This is a genomic window from Flavobacterium humi, assembly GCF_004745595.1.
In the GTDB taxonomy this organism is placed as follows: Bacteria; Bacteroidota; Bacteroidia; order Flavobacteriales; family Flavobacteriaceae; genus Flavobacterium; species Flavobacterium humi.
The window spans coordinates 470,290-487,534 of record NZ_SRLH01000002.1 but is presented as its reverse complement, the minus strand read 5'-3'; the positions used below and the strand labels follow the sequence as shown (position 1 = coordinate 487,534).

The following is a 17,245-nucleotide window of genomic DNA, read 5'->3' as shown; positions in this document are numbered from 1 at the left end:
AAACAAACGATATGAGTCAGGAAATAAGAAATCTGGAACCAAAACAGCTTTGGAACAAATTTGCCGATCTGAATGCCGTTCCGCGTCCTTCCAAAAAAGAGGACAAGGTAATTGCTTTTATGAAAGATTTTGGAAATAGTTTAGGATTGGAAACATTTGAAGATGAAATCCGTAACGTGATCATCCGCAAACCGGCCACACCGGGGATGGAAAACCGCAAAACAATTGTCCTGCAAGGGCATTTGGATATGGTGCACCAAAAAAACAACGATACCGTTTTTGATTTTGATACACAAGGAATCGATATGTACGTTGACGGCGACTGGGTACGTGCCCGCGGCACCACTCTTGGGGCAGACAACGGCCTTGGCGTGGCGACCATCATGGCTATCCTGGAAAGCAAAGATATCAAGCATCCTGCGATTGAGGCTTTGTTTACCATTGATGAAGAAACTGGAATGACAGGCGCACTGAATTTAAAAGGAGGGATCCTTACCGGTGAGATTCTTTTGAACCTGGATACGGAAGAAGATGATGAAATTGATATCGGTTGTGCCGGTGGCGTAGATGTTACAGCCACAAGAAACTATAACGAAGAAGAAACCCCTGAGGATTCCGTAGCGTATGTGATTACGGTTAAAGGCCTTAACGGAGGGCATTCCGGAATGGATATCCACAAAGGTTTGGGGAATGCAAATAAAATCATGAACCGTTTGTTATTTGACGGATTTGAGAATTTCGGGCTTCAGGTAGCGGAAATCAGCGGAGGAAGCCTTCGTAATGCGATTCCTCGTGAGAGTGTTGCCAAAGTGATTGTTGCCGGAATGTATGACGAGGCTTTTGTTTTTGACATGCAGGAAATCATCGGGGATATCAAGGCCGAATATAAAACGACCGAACCGAACCTGGCTATTGAAATCGTAAAATCGGATGAGGTTCCAGCCAAAGTAATGGACCTGGGCGTACAAGAAGGATTGATTAGGGCGATTTATACGGCGCATAACGGAGTGTACAGGATGAGCCCTGACATGGCTGATTTGGTAGAAACGTCCAACAATATTGCCCGTGTGATTGTTAAAGATGGTGAAATTTCGATCCAGAACCTGACAAGGTCTTCGGTAGAAAGCTCTAAATTCGATTTGGCCAATGCCTTGCGTTCGGCGTTTGAATTGTTTGGGTGTGAAGTTGTTTTCAGCGGATCGTATCCTGGCTGGACACCAAACGTGAATTCGCCGATTTTGGATGTTTTGGTGAATATCTATGAAAAACAAAACAATGAAAAACCCAAGGTTGTGGCTTGCCACGCCGGATTGGAATGCGGGATTTTAGGGACAAATTACCCGGACATGGATATGATTTCCTTTGGGCCGACGATTCACGGGGCACACTCTCCGGATGAAAGGGCTAGTATCTCATCTGCACAGAAATACTGGAAATTCGTGATGGAGATTTTAGAGAATATCCCGGTGAAATAAGCACTATATTTTTTGGATATAAAAGACGGAATTGACTTCCGTCTTTTTTTATGCCTTTTTTATTTAGTTTAAGAAAAGTAGTACAAATTTTATGATTTTTTGAGGGAAATCCGTAAATTATTGAACAATAGTTGCTTAATTTCATACTGTCTAAAAAGTATTAATTTTAAAGCATTTACAGTATGATTAATCAACTATCAAAATTATCAGGTGCTTCCGAATTGAGCAAAGAGGAACAAAAAGCAATCATAGGAGCAGTAATCAGGAGATGTTGCGAATATGACTACGAAACCAACAGATGTACATTATGGGTAAGCGGCAATCAGCAGTGTCCGTAATGTAAACCCCAAAGCAGCCTTATTTGAGGCAGTTATTTTTCTATTTTATAAGTTTAACCTCATTTAGCCCTAGATGAGGTTTTTTTGTGGAACCATTTTGGCAAACGATAAAAAAAAGCCCCATAAATGAGGCTTGTTATTATTTTTTATTGCGGCGTCCCCACCAGATTAAAAAGCCGGTAACGGGCAAACTGGCAATGAGCAAACTGATCAGGAAGGCAAATATTTTCCCCGGCAAGCCCAATACGGCACCAGTATGGAGATCATAATTCATACGCATCAGCTTATCGGCAGTTTTGGCTTCGGGAAACCGCCCGTATATGTTGGTTACTTTTTTTTCCTTTAAGGTATACTGATCGTAATAACGGTAATCTATTTTCCAATACGTCCCGGATTCCGGATTGGCATTTGCCGCTATGGACGTACTGTCGGATTCTGCCGGATGCACTTCTATCGATTTTGCTTCAGGATATTCCTTTTGCATAATGGCCCAGGCTTTGTCAAGAGGCTTGGCAATGGTATCTATATTGATGGTTTTGTTCTTTACCGAAACCGGGTCTTCATAAATTAATGATTTTTCCCCGCCAATAGCCGTATAATAACAAAAAGCAAACCACGGGAAACCCCAAACCAGTCCTGTTACCGCAAAAATGGAGGCGATGGACAGAACATAAAAACCGGTAATGTTATGGAGGTCATAATTCTTGCGTTTCCATTTCATGCCTTTCTTCCATTGGAACCAGAATCTTTTTTTGGCCCCTTTTAATTTGTTGGGCAACCAAAGGATAAACCCGGAAATAATAATAAAAAGGAAGATCAAAGTAGCGCTGGCCACTACAACCTGCCCGATTTCATTCGGGAGCCATAAATAAAAATGCCCGTCGAGTATGAACCTAAAAAAACCTTCATCCATATTGGCCACTTCTAAAACCTTGCCAGTGTAAGGATTGAGGTACACGGTATAATAATAAGTAGGCTCGTAATGGTAGAATATGGTTTCTGCCGATTTGTGGGGCTCATTGTATTTGATGGCATGCAGGCTTTTGCCTGGCAGCTGTTTTTTGGCAATTTCTTCAAGCTGTGAAGGCAATAGGTAAGGGCTGTCCTGTTTTGCAACAAAGCGGTATTCTTCGGTAATGTTTTGTATTTCTTCCTGAAAAGCATACAAGCACCCGGTAATGGCGATGATAAATACGATTATCCCGGAGGATAACCCCAACCAAAGGTGTATTTTCCTGACTGTTTTTTTGAAATTGCCGTTTTTCATATGGTAAAGATAAAACTCCCCATAGCATGAGGAGTTTGTTCAACTAAATTAAAAATGTACGCTGGATTAAAATTTATAAGTAACGGTAAGCCTTCCGTTTGTGCCCGGCTCACTTTGCCAATAAACATAATTTCCGTAATCTGCACCAGAATATAAATACTTGTTCAGGATATTATTCACGTTAGCGTTTATCGTGAAGTGCTTGTTTTTCCAGGATAAACCTCCATCCAACCTGAAATAATCAGGCAAGGCCGAATGGTTGTCTGCACCCCAATTCCAGGAAGAACGGTCTACTTGGTACTGATATCCAAGCGATGCCCCGAAACCTTTCAGGAAAGAAATGGTTTTGAAATTATAGTTCAACCATCCGTTAGTGATATGCTTAGAGAAACCGGCCACTTTATTGCCCACATTTGCAGGATTTGAATCTTTGGTTACTTCAACGTTAGAGTTGGCATAGTTAAGGATAATGTTCAGTTCAGGAGTGATCTGGCCTTGCATATCGAATTCAATACCTTTTGATTGTATTTCACCTACCTGGATGCTGAAATTAATATCGCTCGGATCTGTTACCAATACATTTTCTTTAGTGATTTGGTACACACTTACTGAGGTTCTTAATTTGTCATTGAACCATGATTTTTTCAAACCTCCTTCAATATCAGAAGCGATTTCAGGAATAAAAGGCTGCAAGGCTTTATTGGCACCAAATTGTGGCGAGAAAGACTGATCGTAAAGGGCATAACCGGTTAAACTTGGAATAATGTCATAGCTCAATCCAAAACGAGGTGTGATTTTGGAGTCTTGGCTTCTAAGTCCGTAGGCATTGGTTTTTCCTTCGGTATAACGGGCAGCAAGAGTCACTCTTAATTTGTTATCCAATGTCCAGATTTCGTCTTGTGCATAGAAAGAATAAGACATGATGCCTTCCTGGTTTGCAGCACCTCTTTCTTTGATAGATTTAGTCCTGTCAAAATTTGGGTAAACCGCATTGCCATAAACAGGGTTGAAAACATTAAATGGCGTCGCATCGATAATTCCCAATTGGCCCCAATCCGCATAATAATGTAAATTCCTGAAATCAAAACCGCCCATTACTTTGTGTGTCAAGGCTCCTGTATTGAATTCTCCGTTGGTATATATCTGGCCCAATTCATTGGCACTCAAAGCATCCCAAATGCTTACATATCGTGTCAAATCGCCATTGTTTTTCATATCCCAAGCCCAGGTACTTGCCCCGACTTGCTTGTACTGCATGATCATGTATTGTGCTTCAACAGACCATTTGTCACTGAATTTATGATTGAAGTTTGTTAGAAAACTGATTTCTTCAATATCAGTACTTGGAAAACCTTGGTCAAGATTGGAAAAGTTTCTCGGAAGGCTGCCAAAACCAGCTGAAGAAGGCGCAAATACATAAGCGGCTCCAATCATTTGCTTGGCTTGCTGGTAGGTAAATTCAGTGGTGATCGATGTATTGTCTGAAAACTCATACCTGAAGGAAGGTACAAAACTGGTCCTGTGGCTTTTTTCAAACTCCCTGTGTGTTTCGGCAGTTTGGTACATTCCGTTTACCCTGTATTGGAATTTGTGATCGTCAGTCAAAGAACCTCCGGAATCAAATGAACCTCTGAAAGAATTGTAAGAACCTCCGGAAAGTGAAATTTCGTTAATGGCTTTTTTTACCGGTTTTTTGGTAACAACATTATAAAAACCGCCCGGCTCGCCTGCAGACATCATAAATCCTGACGGCCCTTTCACAAATTCGATGTTTTCTACCATCGACATATCTTCTGAGAGTGGTCCCCAAGGCATTTCCACGTTCATTCCGTTCCTGAAGGCAGGCAATTTGAACCCTCTCATGTTTATCCTGGCAAAATGGCCCCAATGTTCTATCATTTGTGCGCCACTGACATTTCGTGTTACCGCTTCCATCATGTTATTGATGTTTTGGTCTTTTAAAACTCCGCTGGTTACGACCTGGATGTTTTGAGGGATCTTAACGATATCTGTCTTAAGGCGAAGGCTGTTAGATGCCTTGCTTTGTACAAATTTATTGACTTCCCCGCTCACGGAAACTTCGTTTAAAGAATTAACAGTGTCCTTTTTCGCTTTGTTGTGCTCTTGCGCATGAAGAGCTGAGCCGGCGAGTAAAGAACCCAAATAGAAAAGTATGTATTTTTTCATCTTATTTAGAATAAATTAAAATAGTTGCGCAAATATAAAAGCAAGAAATTAGGTTTACAAAGTTTATTTAGACTAATTTTAAATAAAAAAATTAAAAAGTTTTATAATCTATTGGAAATGTTAGCGTTATGGATGTAAAAAAAATCTTCTTTTTCGCAGCTTGTTGTACTACATTTCTTATTTTATTTCGTCTTCGGAAAAAATCCTTATTCGGTTCCGTATTTTTCTGTTGTTGGAATTTGTGCCATTGGAGCCTGTTGTGAAAATAAATTCGATTTTTCTTTTTTTAACAAATAAATGGTGTGATTTTTGAGTTGGAAATATTGGTAAAACCACCGAAACAATTATGAAGAAAACCTTTGCCCTGGGGCTTATTGCCATCCTCTTTTTTTCCTGCCGGGATAACAAATTGAAGCATGTGGAGCGCGCTTTCTATTATTGGAAAAGCGATAGTTACAATCTCTCTGAAAAAGAAGATTCCATCATCCGGAAACTAAAAGCCAAAAAGATCTATGTCAAGTTTTTTGAAGTAGACCATAGCAACGCCATGGGGAATTTCCCTATTTCAAAAACAGCACTGCATTTTTACAACCAGGACAGTTTAAAAATCATTCCTACGGTATACCTGAAGAATTCGGTTTTCATAAACAGCAGCAAAGGAAGCCTGGATTCGTTGGCTGATAATGTGAATTTCCTGATTGCGAAATATTGCAGGGAAAAATTCCCGGAGCAGCAGTCCTTCAATGAGTTTCAAATGGATTGCGACTGGACGTTGAAGTCGAAGGAAAATTATTTTTATTTCTTACGGAAACTGAAATCCATCTCTAAAAAGGAAATAAGCTGTACCCTTCGGCTGTATCCTTACAAATATCCGGAAAAAATGGGGATTCCGCCCGTTGACAGGGCTACCTTGATGTGTTATAACCTTATCGATCCGCTTGGTGACCATACCAAAAATTCCATCCTTGACATTGCCGAACTGGAAAGCTACCTGGATGTGGAAAAGGATTACCCCAAACATTTGGATGTTGCCCTGCCCGTTTATTCGTGGATGCAGGTGTATCAGAATAATACATTTTCCAAAGTGATTTATACCGATAATAAAGCGTTGAAAAAAATACTCAAACCCATAAAACCATTATGGTCCGAAGTGACAAAAGATACCGTTGTGGGCGATGTTTACCTAAGGATCGGGGACAAGATAAAATCGGAAGAACTTCCGGCAGCAAAAATCAGCAAAGCCATAGCCGTCATACGGGAGCATGTAGCGCTGGACCAGGAAGCAACAATAACATTATTCCATTTGGACGAACAACAATTAAGCAATTACACTCATGAAGAACTTTCTGGTTTTTATTCTGATTTTAGCAAGTAAAAGCATATTTGCCTGCGGTTTTTACCCTTACGGGGAAGAGTTACGCTACTCGTTCCTGAATCCGGATGTTTTTGAGTATTATGGATTTGCGTCATTCAATTACAGCGCCAATACTTTTGAACCGAAACCGCCTTACCGGGAATCCGACACGCGGCCAAATGAGGTTTTATGGAAAACGTACTGCAAAAATAAAGTGCCGGTTTCGGATATCGGATGGGTGCTGTACGAATCAAAAGCAGAAGACATACACCCGGGCAGCAAGAACCAGATGCTCCGTTATTTGTACCAGGCAAAGGATTATGAGGCGATACATTATTTAAAATTTGCCAAAGACTGCGAAGAATTCAATACCTGGATGGATGATCCGTGGGAAAGGGATGACAGCAGGATTTTGCCCCAAAGGACTTCTCTGCTTAAAAAAGCAATGGCATTGTCGGGAAGCTGCACAAAAGAAGAATTCAAAATACGCTATACTTTCCTTGCGATACGGATTGCTTTTTACAACCAGGATTTCGAAACGATACGGAAGTTGTATGACACTGTTTTTAAGTTGCAACAGGATAAGAACATCCTCACATATTGGAGTTTGTATTTCAGGACTATGGCCGAAACCGACGCGCCATTGGCTAATTTTTATGCCGCACAGGTCTTTAAGAATGCACCGGACAAACGTTTTATGATTGCACAGCAGTATGCTACAAAAATCCCCATTGCTTCTGTTTTGAAATTTGCAAAAACCGATCAGGAAAAAGCAAATGTTTACCTGTTGGCAGCTATAAAAACACATGATAAATCACTGGATTACCTAAAAGAAGTGTACAGGTTAAATCCTAAAGAGGAAGGCCTGGGTTTTCTTTTGCTGAGGGAAATCAATAAAATGGAAGATTGGGTTTTTACGCCTTATTATTCCTTGTTCAATCCGTCCATCGAAACCAATAATTATTGGGACAAGGAAGAAGCCTCCATCCGGAATATCTTAAAAAGGGTCGAGGCCGATAGGGCATATGCTAAAAAAGTACTGGCGTTTGTCGCCCATACCGATAGCAATAAAATGGATAACCCGATCCTGTGGAAGGCCTGCAGGGCACACTTGCTTTTTATGACAAAGGATTATCGCTCCGGTTTGTCTTTAGTGGAACAATTAGAGAAAACAGTACCTAAAAACGAGGCGCTTTTCAATCAATTGGAAATTATGAAAGCGCTTCATTTAATTGCCGGCCAGAAAGCGGGGCATGCCTCCATTCCGGAAGAAGCCAAGCCAATCATTTTAAAAAACAAAGGAAACAACCAGTTCCTTTTTGCTTTGGGAAGAGAATTGGAATACAAAGGCAATACTATAGATGCCGCTCTTTTGTATTCTAAAATTGATGATAGTAACCTGGACGAAAACCATCAGTATTACAACGCGGCCTATTGGAAAACCATGAAAAACAAAGGGGCTACCTATGCGGATTTCTTTACGGGTTATTTTGATTATATCGATGCGGTGTACACTCCGGAACAAGTAGAAAGCCTCATTGGGGATATTGCCATCCATGCCAAAACGGATGATGCGTTTTTCAACTGGAAATATGGTACTTTGAGAAATGAAATGCAGGAGCTGCAGGAATTGCTGGGCACAAAATACATCCGTCAGAATAAATTGGAGGAAGCTTTGGCAAGTTTCCAAAAAGTAGGTGGTAATTTTTGGAATGAAAAGTACTCTGCCTGGGAAAAAAACCAATACGCCTGGGATGGAAGCAACGTGTTCGATAAAAACCCCTTTTACGAACTGAAATATACTCCGGCATTCATCCCCATAAAAGACACCATCCACCTGAACAAAACAGAAATCACGGCCCAATTGCTAAATTACCTGCGCAGAGCCGGCGATACGAAAGAAAAAGACAGGGATTATTACTATTTCCTGGTGGCCAATTGCTATTATAACATGACCCAGTATGGCAATTCCTGGATGATGAGGAGGTATTTTTGGTCGAGTACGGGCGGCGATACTGTTATTGAAGATGAAGCGGAATATTACCAGTGCAACCTGGCAAGGAAATATTACCTGTCAGCGATGAAAAATGCTAAAACCGAAAAATTCAAAATGCTCTGCCTCAGGATGCTGGGCAGGTGCGAGAAGAACAGGCTGCAATACAAATACCAATACGATTATAAAGATGAAACAACAGATTATGAGGCTTTTATATTCGGTAAAAATAAATTCTACAGTACTTTACAATCTAAAAACCCGTTGCATTTTGAAGCCTTGACCGGCAATTGCACCTATTTTGAGGATTATTTCAGGTCCAGGAGATAAATAAAAACCTCGCTTTCCGGCGAGGTTTTGTTTAGTATGATTTCTTTTTCATCGGAAAAGTTTCCTTGCCGGGTTTTCCATCCTTCATGCCTGAAATTTCGGCTACCAGGCTATCTGCGGTAATTTTCGTGTAGGTTACTTTTTGCGGAAAGTCATGTTTCGGGTTTTCAAAAACCAGTTGGTTCCCTTCAGCCGATGTCAAAGCAAATGAAACAGGCTTTCCTTGGTTTTGATTTTTTACGATCGGGATGTAAAACAAGCTGTCGCCTTTTTGTTCCAAAGCGATTTTTTCGGAAAAAACAGTGTCTTTCCCTACCACAAAATAACTTTCGCCGGCAAAAATACTGTCATTCTGTTTGGTCCAGTTTTCGGTAAGGATTCCTTCTTTTGTCGTATTTCCCCAATTGCCGAGCAGCCAGTTTGCTTTTTCGATTTGGGCATACGTTTTCACAGATGATCCGGGTTTTTCTTCCTTCTTCTGGCAAGAAATTACGACACAGCCAAGAGCCATCACGACAGTCGCTACAATTGATTTTTTCATAGTTATGTGTTTTGAATTTGTATAAAAATAGTTAATTTATGTTAATCTATAAGAGCCGGATATAAAAATCTGATAGGCTAAACCGGAAATCTGCAAACTTTTTTTGTACTTTTGCACTCCAAATAAAGGAAAGAAAAAATGTTAGATAGGTTACAAATTATCAAACAAAAGTTTGACGAAATATCTGATTTGATTATTCAGCCTGATGTGATTGCCGATCAAAAGCGTTACGTCCAGCTCAATAAAGAATATAAGGATTTGAAGGCATTGGTTGAAAAACGCGATGAGTATGTAAATCTTGACGGGAATATCAAGGAAGCCCAGGAAATTATTGCCGATGGTTCGGATGCAGAAATGGTTGAAATGGCCAAAATGCAATTAGAAGAAGCCAAAAGCCGTATTCCGGAACTGGAAGAGGAAATCAAATTCATGCTTATCCCGAAAGATCCGGAAGATGCCAAAAACGTGATGGTGGAAATCCGTGCCGGGACCGGTGGGGACGAAGCTTCTATTTTTGCCGGTGACTTATTCCGTATGTATACAAAATATTGCGAGAACAAAGGCTGGAGGTTTTCTGTGGTAGATATGAATGAAGGAACTTCAGGCGGTTTCAAAGAGGTTATTTTTGAAGTGACCGGAGAAGACGTTTACGGAACATTGAAATTCGAAGCGGGCGTACACCGTGTACAGCGCGTGCCGCAAACCGAAACTCAAGGCCGTGTCCATACCTCGGCAGCGACAGTTATGGTATTGCCGGAAGCGGAAGAGTTTGACGTTCAGATTGATATGAATGATGTCCGTGTGGATTTCTTCTGTTCTTCAGGGCCTGGAGGACAATCTGTAAATACAACGAAATCTGCGGTACGTTTGACGCACATCCCAACAGGATTGGTAGCGCAGTGCCAGGACCAGAAATCACAGCATAAAAATAAAGACAAGGCGATGATCGTTTTGCGTTCCCGTTTGTACGAACAGGAATTGGCTAAAAAACAAGCGGAAGATGCTGTAAAAAGAACTTCCCAGGTAAGCTCTGGAGACCGTTCGGCAAAAATCAGGACGTACAATTATTCTCAGGGAAGGGTTACCGACCACAGGATCGGATTGGATGTTTTCGATATGGATGGTGTGATGAACGGGAAAATCCAAAAATTTGTAGACGAACTACAACTCGTAAACAACATGGAAAAACTGAAAGAATCAGAAGTTTTCTAATATAAAAAGAAACAGGATTTCAAATAGTTAGCCTCTTCCGGACCTCGGAAGGGGCTTTTTTGTTTTACTACACTAAACCGCTGGGATTTCCGTTATATATTGAAGGAATAAAATTATTAAAAACAATCATTTTAAAAACTCAAAAAGAATCCAAAGATGAAAAAACTAATAATTTTTGTTTTAGTCATGGCTGGTGTTTTACCTTTAAAAGCACAGTCATATTTAGGTTATTTCCACGATAACTATGCAGGTGTACAGAGTGTTTTGTTTAATCCTGCTTCCATAGCAGGTTCTAATTTCAGGGCCGATATCAACCTGTTTTCGGCAAGCATCACAGGAACCAACGATTATTATGGCATCCGGGCAACGGACTTGCTCAAAAGCTCTTATGATTTGGAAACCCAGGCTAAATTGTTTGCTTCGGAGTCCAATAATTTTATCGCAAATTCAGATGTCATGGGGCCTTCGGTGATGTTTTCCATCGCTCCGAAACATTCCTTGGCGGTATTTACCAGAGGAAGGGCCGTGGCGAATATCCACAATATCAATGGTGAAGTTTTCCGGGAATTGTCAAGTGATTTTGATTCTAATAAGAGTTTCAGCCTCGAGGCGGGGAATTTCAATATTACGGCTTCTTCCTGGGCGGAATTGGGAGTCTCATATGCAACGTTATTCCTCAATACTAACCGTCATTTGCTAAAAGGAGGTGTGACTTTGAAATACCTTCAGGGGATCGCCAACAATTATACCAAAGGAAATAACGTAACGGTAGCGTATACTAATTTTGCAGCTAACCCTTTATTAAGTACCATAACAACCACCGGAGAGTTGACGTATGGTGGCAATGAGGATTTCCATGAAAATTTCGATAACCTGAAATTCAACTCAGATTCCAACGGCGTGGGTGCAGATTTGGGCGTTGTGTATGAATATCGGCCTTCGGAAAATAAATATAAGATAAGATTAGGGTTGTCTGTAACGGATATCGGTTCCATTACCTTTAAGGAAGCTTCTCAAAAATTGTATAACCTGAACCAGACCGTTAGCCAGGCCCAATACCAGGAAGCGAATTCGATAGGGGAATTTTTAGAGGCGAATTATACGGCTACAGAAACAACTGCTATTGCAAAATATGTGCTTCCTACGGCAGTCCATGCCAATGCAGACTGGAATGTTTATGGGAAATACTACCTTAACCTTAACGGTGATGTGAATGCTAACAAAAGGACAAAATTAAATACTTCTGCCATTGCCAACACCATCTCGCTGACTCCTCGTTACGAAAGCAAATGGTTTAGTGCTTATTTACCACTTAATTATATGGAATACAGAGGATTTCAGGCTGGTCTGGGTTTTAGGGCCGGGCCGCTGTTTATCGGTTCGGGATCTGTGATTACGAATTTGATTTCGGATGAATCCAAAGGTTTTGACATCCATGCCGGGGTAAAAATCCCGCTTTACAAAAAAGAAACCAAGGAACCGGAACCTGCCGCTGTTGCAAAAGTAGAACCCGATACCGACAAAGATGGCGTCCTGGATAAAAACGATACTTGTCCTATGATCGCCGGGCCAAAAGAAAACAACGGCTGCCCGTGGGACGATTCAGATGATGACGGCGTGCTGGACAAAGATGACAAATGCCCTACGGTTTCCGGGCCGGCAAAAAACAATGGCTGTCCTTGGCCGGATTCAGATGGTGACGGGATTTTGGACAAAGAAGACAAATGCCCTGAAGTCAAAGGCACAAAGGCCAACAACGGCTGTCCTGAAATAAGCGAAGAAGTGATAAAAAAACTAAATGATTACGCTAAAACCATTTTGTTCAATTCTACCAAAGCGACCTTCCAGGAGCAAACCTATCCGATATTGCAGTCTATGGTTGCGATACTGAAAGAATACCCGGCCTCTCATTTTTCAATAGAAGGACATACGGACAGTGATGGCACCGATGCTGCAAATCAAACATTATCCGAAAACCGGGCCGGCGCAGTCAAAGCCTATTTAATCGAAAACGGAATCAGTTCCAGTCGTTTAACTTCAGCGGGTTTTGGGGAATCCAAACCTATCGCTTCCAATAAAACCAAGGCCGGCAAGGCTCAAAACAGAAGGGTAGAAGTCAAATTGGTCAAATAAAAAAACGTTCTCTGTAAATCCTCCGGTGCTCCGGGGGATTTTTTTTGTAAATTTGCGCCACATCAACAAACACCATGACAACACAGCAACTAATACAACAAATCCGTACCAAAAAATCATTCCTTTGCATCGGTTTGGATGTCGACCTGAACAAGATCCCAAAGCATTTGCTTGACGCGGAAGACCCTATTTTCGAATTCAACAAAGCCATTATCGACGCGACCCATGATCTCTGCGTTTCGTATAAGCCAAACACCGCTTTTTACGAAGCTTACGGTCTTAAAGGATGGCAATCTTTGCAAAAAACAATAGCATACATCAATGAAAAACACCCTGAAATCTTTACCATTGCCGATGCCAAACGGGGCGATATCGGAAATACGTCCACGATGTATGCCAAAGCCTTTTTGGAAGACCTGGATTTTGATTCGGTAACGGTTGCCCCTTACATGGGAAAGGATTCCGTAGAACCTTTTCTCGCCTTTGAAAACAAACATGCCATCATGCTGGCCTTGACTTCCAATGAAGGAGCCTTTGATTTCCAAACCAAAACCACAGACGGTAAAGAATTGTACAAGACGGTTATCGAAACTTCAAAAACATGGAAGAATTCCGAAAACCTGATGTATGTCGTAGGAGCTACTAAAGCAGAATATTTTGCAGAAATACGAAAAATTGCCCCGGATAACTTCCTGTTGGTTCCCGGTGTGGGAGCGCAGGGCGGAAGCCTGGCAGAAGTTTGCCGTTACGGAATGAATGCGAATGTAGGTTTGTTGGTCAATTCGTCAAGAGCAGTCATTTATGCTTCCGGCGGATTGGATTTTGCTGAAAAGGCAAAGATCGAAGCCCTCAAACTACAACAGGAAATGGAAGAAATCATGAATAAATAATGAAGGTTTTTGTTGATCAGCTTGGCACTTCACATTCTTTTGCAGGTTCTCCCAAAAGAATTGTTTCCCTGGTTCCGTCCCAGACGGAGCTGCTTTTTGATTTGGGTTTGGAAGAAAATATCGTCGGGATTACCAAATTCTGTATCCATCCTTTCCATCTAAAATCGACCAAAACCGTTATTGGCGGGACAAAACAGGTTAAAATAGATAAGATAAAAGCACTTCAGCCGGATATCATCATTGCCAATAAAGAAGAAAATACGCTTGAAATCGTATCGGCTTTACAGGAAATCTGCCCGGTCTGGGTTACGGACATCATTACAATTGAAGACAATCAGCAAATGATCCGGGATCTTGGGCTTTTATTCAACAAAAGGACCGAAGCGCAGAAATGGCTGGATAAAATCGATTTCGGCTATCGGGGCTTCCAGGATTTCATCAAGGACAAACCCGTCAGGAAAGTGGCTTATTTTATTTGGGCAAACCCTTATATGGTGGCCGGTGGCAATACTTTTATAAATGAATTGCTGAAACTGAATAATTTCGAGAACATCTACGACAACAACCCAAAATACGAAGGAAGGTACCCGGAGATAATCATTCAGAAAATGAGGATACAAGGCGATCCCGACCTGGTTTTGCTGTCCTCCGAACCTTTTCCTTTTAAGGATGAACACGCTTTTGAACTCGGAAGGCACACGCACCATGCCACTACTGTTTTCGTAGATGGTGAAATGTTTTCGTGGTACGGCACCAGGCTAGCGAAAGCTTTCGATTACTTCAAGTCACTGCATGAGAGGCTGCCGATGACATAATTTTTTGTTTTTATTTGGAATAAGTATAAATAATAATGTAGCTTTGCCTACCTAATCATTCTAAATAAAATACTATGAAAAATACTTTTTTCGGGCTAACTGCTGTATTCGTGGCTTCTGCAGCCATTTTTTCCTGTTCGGAAAACAATTCTTCCAATGAAGAGGAATCGGTAACCAAAAGACAGGTGATAGAGAATTATGCCAATATTGCTTATGAGAATTACAAAAAAGCCTATGAAGATGCTGTAGTTTTGGAAACAGCCATCAATACTTTTACGGCTACGCCAACCCAGGCTAATTTTGACAATGCAAAAGCAAAATGGAAAACTGCCCGTGAAAGTTATGGAACAACAGAGGCTTTCCGTTTTGCAGACGGGCCGATTGACAATGCCGACGGGCCGGAAGGGCTTATGAACGCGTGGCCTTTGGATGAAAATTATGTTGATTATGTAGATGGGGCACCAACAGCCGGAATCATTAATGATGCTGCATCGTTTCCAACCATTTCAAAAGCGGTTTTAGAAGGATTGAACGAGCAGGGTGGCGAGAAAAATATCAGCGTAGGATACCATGCAATTGAATTTTTACTTTGGGGGCAGGACTTGACGGCTCCTTCGGCAAACCAGGCAGGTTTAAGGCCTTATACTGATTACCTTACTACAGGAGGGACGGCTTCCAACCAGGCTAGAAGAGCTGCTTATTTAAAAGCCTGCGCAGATTTACTGACAGACAATTTAGATTATTTGGTAAACGAATGGAAAGTGGGCGGAACTTATAGAAATACTTTTTTCGCCTTATCCGATAACGTGGCTTTAAAAAACATCTACCTGGGAATCGTGACGTTAATTACTGCGGAATTGCCTGACGAGCGTATGTATACTGCTTTGTTGAATGCTAATCAGGAGGACGAACATTCTTGTTTTAGCGACAATACCCACAGGGATATAGCTTTGAACCTTCAGGGAGTAATCAATATTTATAAAGGAAAATATGGTTCTGTTGACGGAGCTTCTTTGGAAGACCTGATAAGACAGGCTGATACTACGGTATATAATGATACTGAAACTTCAGTAAATGCCTCAGTGGTAAAAGTGGGAGCAATCTTAATCCCTTTCGACCTGGCAATTTCAGGTGGTCCTGGTTCTGTAGAAGGTGCTAAAGTGGCAACAGCTCGTTTGGAGTTGAAAACTTTTGGGGCTAATTTATTGGCTGGAGCATCAAAAATCGGAATTGTAGTAAACTAACAGATTTAAAATAAAATCACTAAAGTGTTCTTGTAATTAAGGACACTTTTTTATTTTTGGGCATGAAATATAGGTATAGGCTTTTAACGATTATGGTTTGTGTGTGCTTTATGGCATGTAATTCTTCTGAAAATGAGGAATACAAATCACTTTCCCCAGAAGAAGGAGAAGAACTCTCCGGCGGGTCATCGACTGTTTTTAACGAATCACCGGAAGCATTCGGATTTGCCTCCAAAGACCTCACTGTTGATGAAGCCGCGGATTTTGCCGTAGGGAATTCTTTTTTCAGGCAAAGCTGGATTTCGGCACCTTCTTCTACGACGGCACGTGACGGATTAGGCCCTTTTTTTAATGCGAACGCTTGTGCCAGTTGCCATTTTAAAGATGGCAGAGGCCGCCCACCCATGGCAGATGGTGAATTGGGAAGAGGCCTGTTATTGCGGTTAAGTTTGCCCGGTACCAATCCTAATGGAAGTTCTTTCCCGGAACCGGCGTACGGATCTCAGTTGCAGGACAATGCCATTTTAGGGCAAACGGTTAAAGGAAATTATACCATCACTTACCAAATTACTACCGAAACCCTGGCGGACGGAACCGTTGTCGAATTGCAGAAACCAATCTATCATATCATCAATCTTGGATATGGAGCGTTGGCTACTGGTGTTTTGGTTTCCCCGAGGGTCGCCAACCAGATGGTTGGTATGGGATTGCTGGAAGCGGTTCCTGAAAGTACTATTTTGGCCTTTGCGGCAAACAGCAACAACGGCGTTTCCGGAAAAGCAAATTATGTGTATGATATTCAATCGAATTCGCAAAAACTGGGAAGATTTGGCTGGAAAGCAAACCAACCAAGTGTGCGCCAGCAAGTAGCAGGTGCTTTTTCCGGGGATATGGGAATCACAACCAGCCTTTTTCCAAATGAAAACTGCCCTCCAGGAGTAGATTGCGGGGCGATCCCAAATGGAGGCTCTCCCGAAATTTCAGATGCTAATTTCAACAGGGTTGTGTTATATTCGAGCGCTTTGGCGGTTCCGGTAAGAAGGAATTATGCGAGCCAGGATGTTTTAAAAGGAAAGAAAATATTCGAAGAAATAAATTGCACTTCCTGCCACATTGCAAAAATGCAAACCGGTAACGATCATCCTATTGCAGGGCTTAGGAACCAGACAATACGCCCTTTTACCGATATGCTATTGCACGATATGGGCGATGAGCTGGCAGACGGCGCCCCGGATTTCCTGGCAACCGGAAACGAATGGAGGACACAGCCGCTTTGGGGAATAGGCCTTATCAATACCGTTAACGGGCATACGAAGTTGCTCCATGACGGCAGGGCAAGGAATGTTACAGAAGCGATCTTGTGGCATGGTGGAGAAGCCCAGGCATCCAAAAATAAATTCAAGCAACTCTCCGCTACAGACAGGAACCAGTTGCTGGCTTTTATCAATTCGCTTTAAAATCCGTCA

General features: G+C 41.6%; 13 protein-coding genes. 10 read left to right on the top strand and 3 right to left on the bottom strand.

The genetic code is table 11. The features are described from left to right. The first annotated feature begins 11 nt into the window (after nucleotides 1–11). Both E4635_RS05065 and E4635_RS15710 read left to right on the top strand, forming a co-directional pair. Nucleotides 12–1,475 carry an aminoacyl-histidine dipeptidase gene (locus E4635_RS05065; protein WP_135525535.1) on the top strand — a complete coding sequence of 488 codons (1,464 nt, stop codon included), beginning with the start codon at nucleotides 12–14 and terminating at the stop codon, nucleotides 1,473–1,475. A gap of 182 nt (nucleotides 1,476–1,657) precedes the next feature. Continuing rightward, nucleotides 1,658–1,813, top strand: a complete 156-nt coding sequence (locus E4635_RS15710) for a hypothetical protein (protein WP_169630203.1) — start codon at nucleotides 1,658–1,660, stop codon at nucleotides 1,811–1,813. Between the two features lie 139 nt (nucleotides 1,814–1,952). Here the strand turns inward: E4635_RS15710 and E4635_RS05060 are convergent, their stop codons facing one another. Further along, the gene (locus tag E4635_RS05060; protein ID WP_135525534.1) at nucleotides 1,953–3,080 is read right to left on the bottom strand and encodes a PepSY-associated TM helix domain-containing protein; all 1,128 of its coding nucleotides are present in this window, start codon (nucleotides 3,078–3,080) and stop codon (nucleotides 1,953–1,955) included. 66 nt (nucleotides 3,081–3,146) lie between these two features. Next, entirely contained in the window at nucleotides 3,147–5,267 is a 2,121-nt protein-coding gene (locus E4635_RS05055; RefSeq protein WP_135525533.1) for a TonB-dependent siderophore receptor, read from the bottom strand. 346 nt (nucleotides 5,268–5,613) lie between these two features. On the opposite strand from E4635_RS05055, the gene E4635_RS05050 reads away from it, so the two are divergent. Both E4635_RS05050 and E4635_RS05045 read left to right on the top strand, forming a co-directional pair. Then, entirely contained in the window at nucleotides 5,614–6,642 is a 1,029-nt protein-coding gene (locus E4635_RS05050) for a hypothetical protein (RefSeq protein WP_135525532.1), read from the top strand. Further along, entirely contained in the window at nucleotides 6,602–8,944 is a 2,343-nt protein-coding gene (locus tag E4635_RS05045; RefSeq protein WP_135525531.1) for a hypothetical protein, read from the top strand. The genes E4635_RS05050 and E4635_RS05045 overlap by 41 nt, the downstream gene beginning before the upstream one ends. A gap of 31 nt (nucleotides 8,945–8,975) precedes the next feature. On the opposite strand, the gene E4635_RS05040 is transcribed toward E4635_RS05045, so the two are convergent. Further along, nucleotides 8,976–9,485 (bottom strand): DUF6265 family protein, encoded by a 510-nt coding sequence (locus E4635_RS05040; protein ID WP_135525530.1) that lies wholly within the window; start codon nucleotides 9,483–9,485, stop codon nucleotides 8,976–8,978. Between the two features lie 138 nt (nucleotides 9,486–9,623). On the opposite strand from E4635_RS05040, the gene prfA reads away from it, so the two are divergent. From prfA to E4635_RS05010, 6 genes are all read left to right on the top strand, one after another. Further along, nucleotides 9,624–10,697: a peptide chain release factor 1 gene (gene prfA / locus E4635_RS05035; RefSeq protein ID WP_135525529.1), complete on the top strand. Its 1,074-nt coding sequence runs from the start codon at nucleotides 9,624–9,626 to the stop codon at nucleotides 10,695–10,697. Between the two features lie 156 nt (nucleotides 10,698–10,853). Continuing rightward, on the top strand, nucleotides 10,854–12,830 hold the full coding sequence (locus E4635_RS05030) for a DUF5723 family protein (RefSeq protein WP_135525528.1): 1,977 nt from the start codon (nucleotides 10,854–10,856) through the stop codon (nucleotides 12,828–12,830). A 74-nt stretch (nucleotides 12,831–12,904) separates the two neighbouring features. After that, on the top strand, nucleotides 12,905–13,720 hold the full coding sequence (gene pyrF / locus E4635_RS05025; protein WP_135525527.1) for an orotidine-5'-phosphate decarboxylase: 816 nt from the start codon (nucleotides 12,905–12,907) through the stop codon (nucleotides 13,718–13,720). After that, complete coding sequence (locus E4635_RS05020; protein WP_135525526.1) at nucleotides 13,720–14,535, top strand: ABC transporter substrate-binding protein; 816 nt, start codon at nucleotides 13,720–13,722, stop codon at nucleotides 14,533–14,535. Before pyrF ends, E4635_RS05020 begins: the two co-directional genes overlap by 1 nt. 74 nt (nucleotides 14,536–14,609) lie before the next feature. After that, the gene (locus E4635_RS05015; protein ID WP_135525525.1) at nucleotides 14,610–15,779 is read left to right on the top strand and encodes an imelysin family protein; all 1,170 of its coding nucleotides are present in this window, start codon (nucleotides 14,610–14,612) and stop codon (nucleotides 15,777–15,779) included. A gap of 110 nt (nucleotides 15,780–15,889) precedes the next feature. Further along, nucleotides 15,890–17,236 carry a di-heme oxidoreductase family protein gene (locus E4635_RS05010; RefSeq protein ID WP_246020688.1) on the top strand — a complete coding sequence of 449 codons (1,347 nt, stop codon included), beginning with the start codon at nucleotides 15,890–15,892 and terminating at the stop codon, nucleotides 17,234–17,236. Nucleotides 17,237–17,245 lie beyond the last annotated feature (9 nt).

Bases quoted from the DNA above. Each gene is read 5' to 3' on its own strand.
- E4635_RS05065 (WP_135525535.1), top strand. From the start codon at position 12: ATGAGTCAGGAAATAAGAAATCTGGAACCAAAACAGCTTTGGAACAAA.
- E4635_RS15710 (WP_169630203.1), top strand. From the start codon at position 1,658: ATGATTAATCAACTATCAAAATTATCAGGTGCTTCCGAATTGAGCAAA.
- E4635_RS05060 (WP_135525534.1), bottom strand. From the start codon at position 3,080: ATGAAAAACGGCAATTTCAAAAAAACAGTCAGGAAAATACACCTTTGG.
- E4635_RS05055 (WP_135525533.1), bottom strand. From the start codon at position 5,267: ATGAAAAAATACATACTTTTCTATTTGGGTTCTTTACTCGCCGGCTCA.
- E4635_RS05050 (WP_135525532.1), top strand. From the start codon at position 5,614: ATGAAGAAAACCTTTGCCCTGGGGCTTATTGCCATCCTCTTTTTTTCC.
- E4635_RS05045 (WP_135525531.1), top strand. From the start codon at position 6,602: ATGAAGAACTTTCTGGTTTTTATTCTGATTTTAGCAAGTAAAAGCATA.
- E4635_RS05040 (WP_135525530.1), bottom strand. From the start codon at position 9,485: ATGAAAAAATCAATTGTAGCGACTGTCGTGATGGCTCTTGGCTGTGTC.
- prfA (WP_135525529.1), top strand. From the start codon at position 9,624: ATGTTAGATAGGTTACAAATTATCAAACAAAAGTTTGACGAAATATCT.
- E4635_RS05030 (WP_135525528.1), top strand. From the start codon at position 10,854: ATGAAAAAACTAATAATTTTTGTTTTAGTCATGGCTGGTGTTTTACCT.
- pyrF (WP_135525527.1), top strand. From the start codon at position 12,905: ATGACAACACAGCAACTAATACAACAAATCCGTACCAAAAAATCATTC.
- E4635_RS05020 (WP_135525526.1), top strand. From the start codon at position 13,720: ATGAAGGTTTTTGTTGATCAGCTTGGCACTTCACATTCTTTTGCAGGT.
- E4635_RS05015 (WP_135525525.1), top strand. From the start codon at position 14,610: ATGAAAAATACTTTTTTCGGGCTAACTGCTGTATTCGTGGCTTCTGCA.
- E4635_RS05010 (WP_246020688.1), top strand. From the start codon at position 15,890: ATGGCATGTAATTCTTCTGAAAATGAGGAATACAAATCACTTTCCCCA.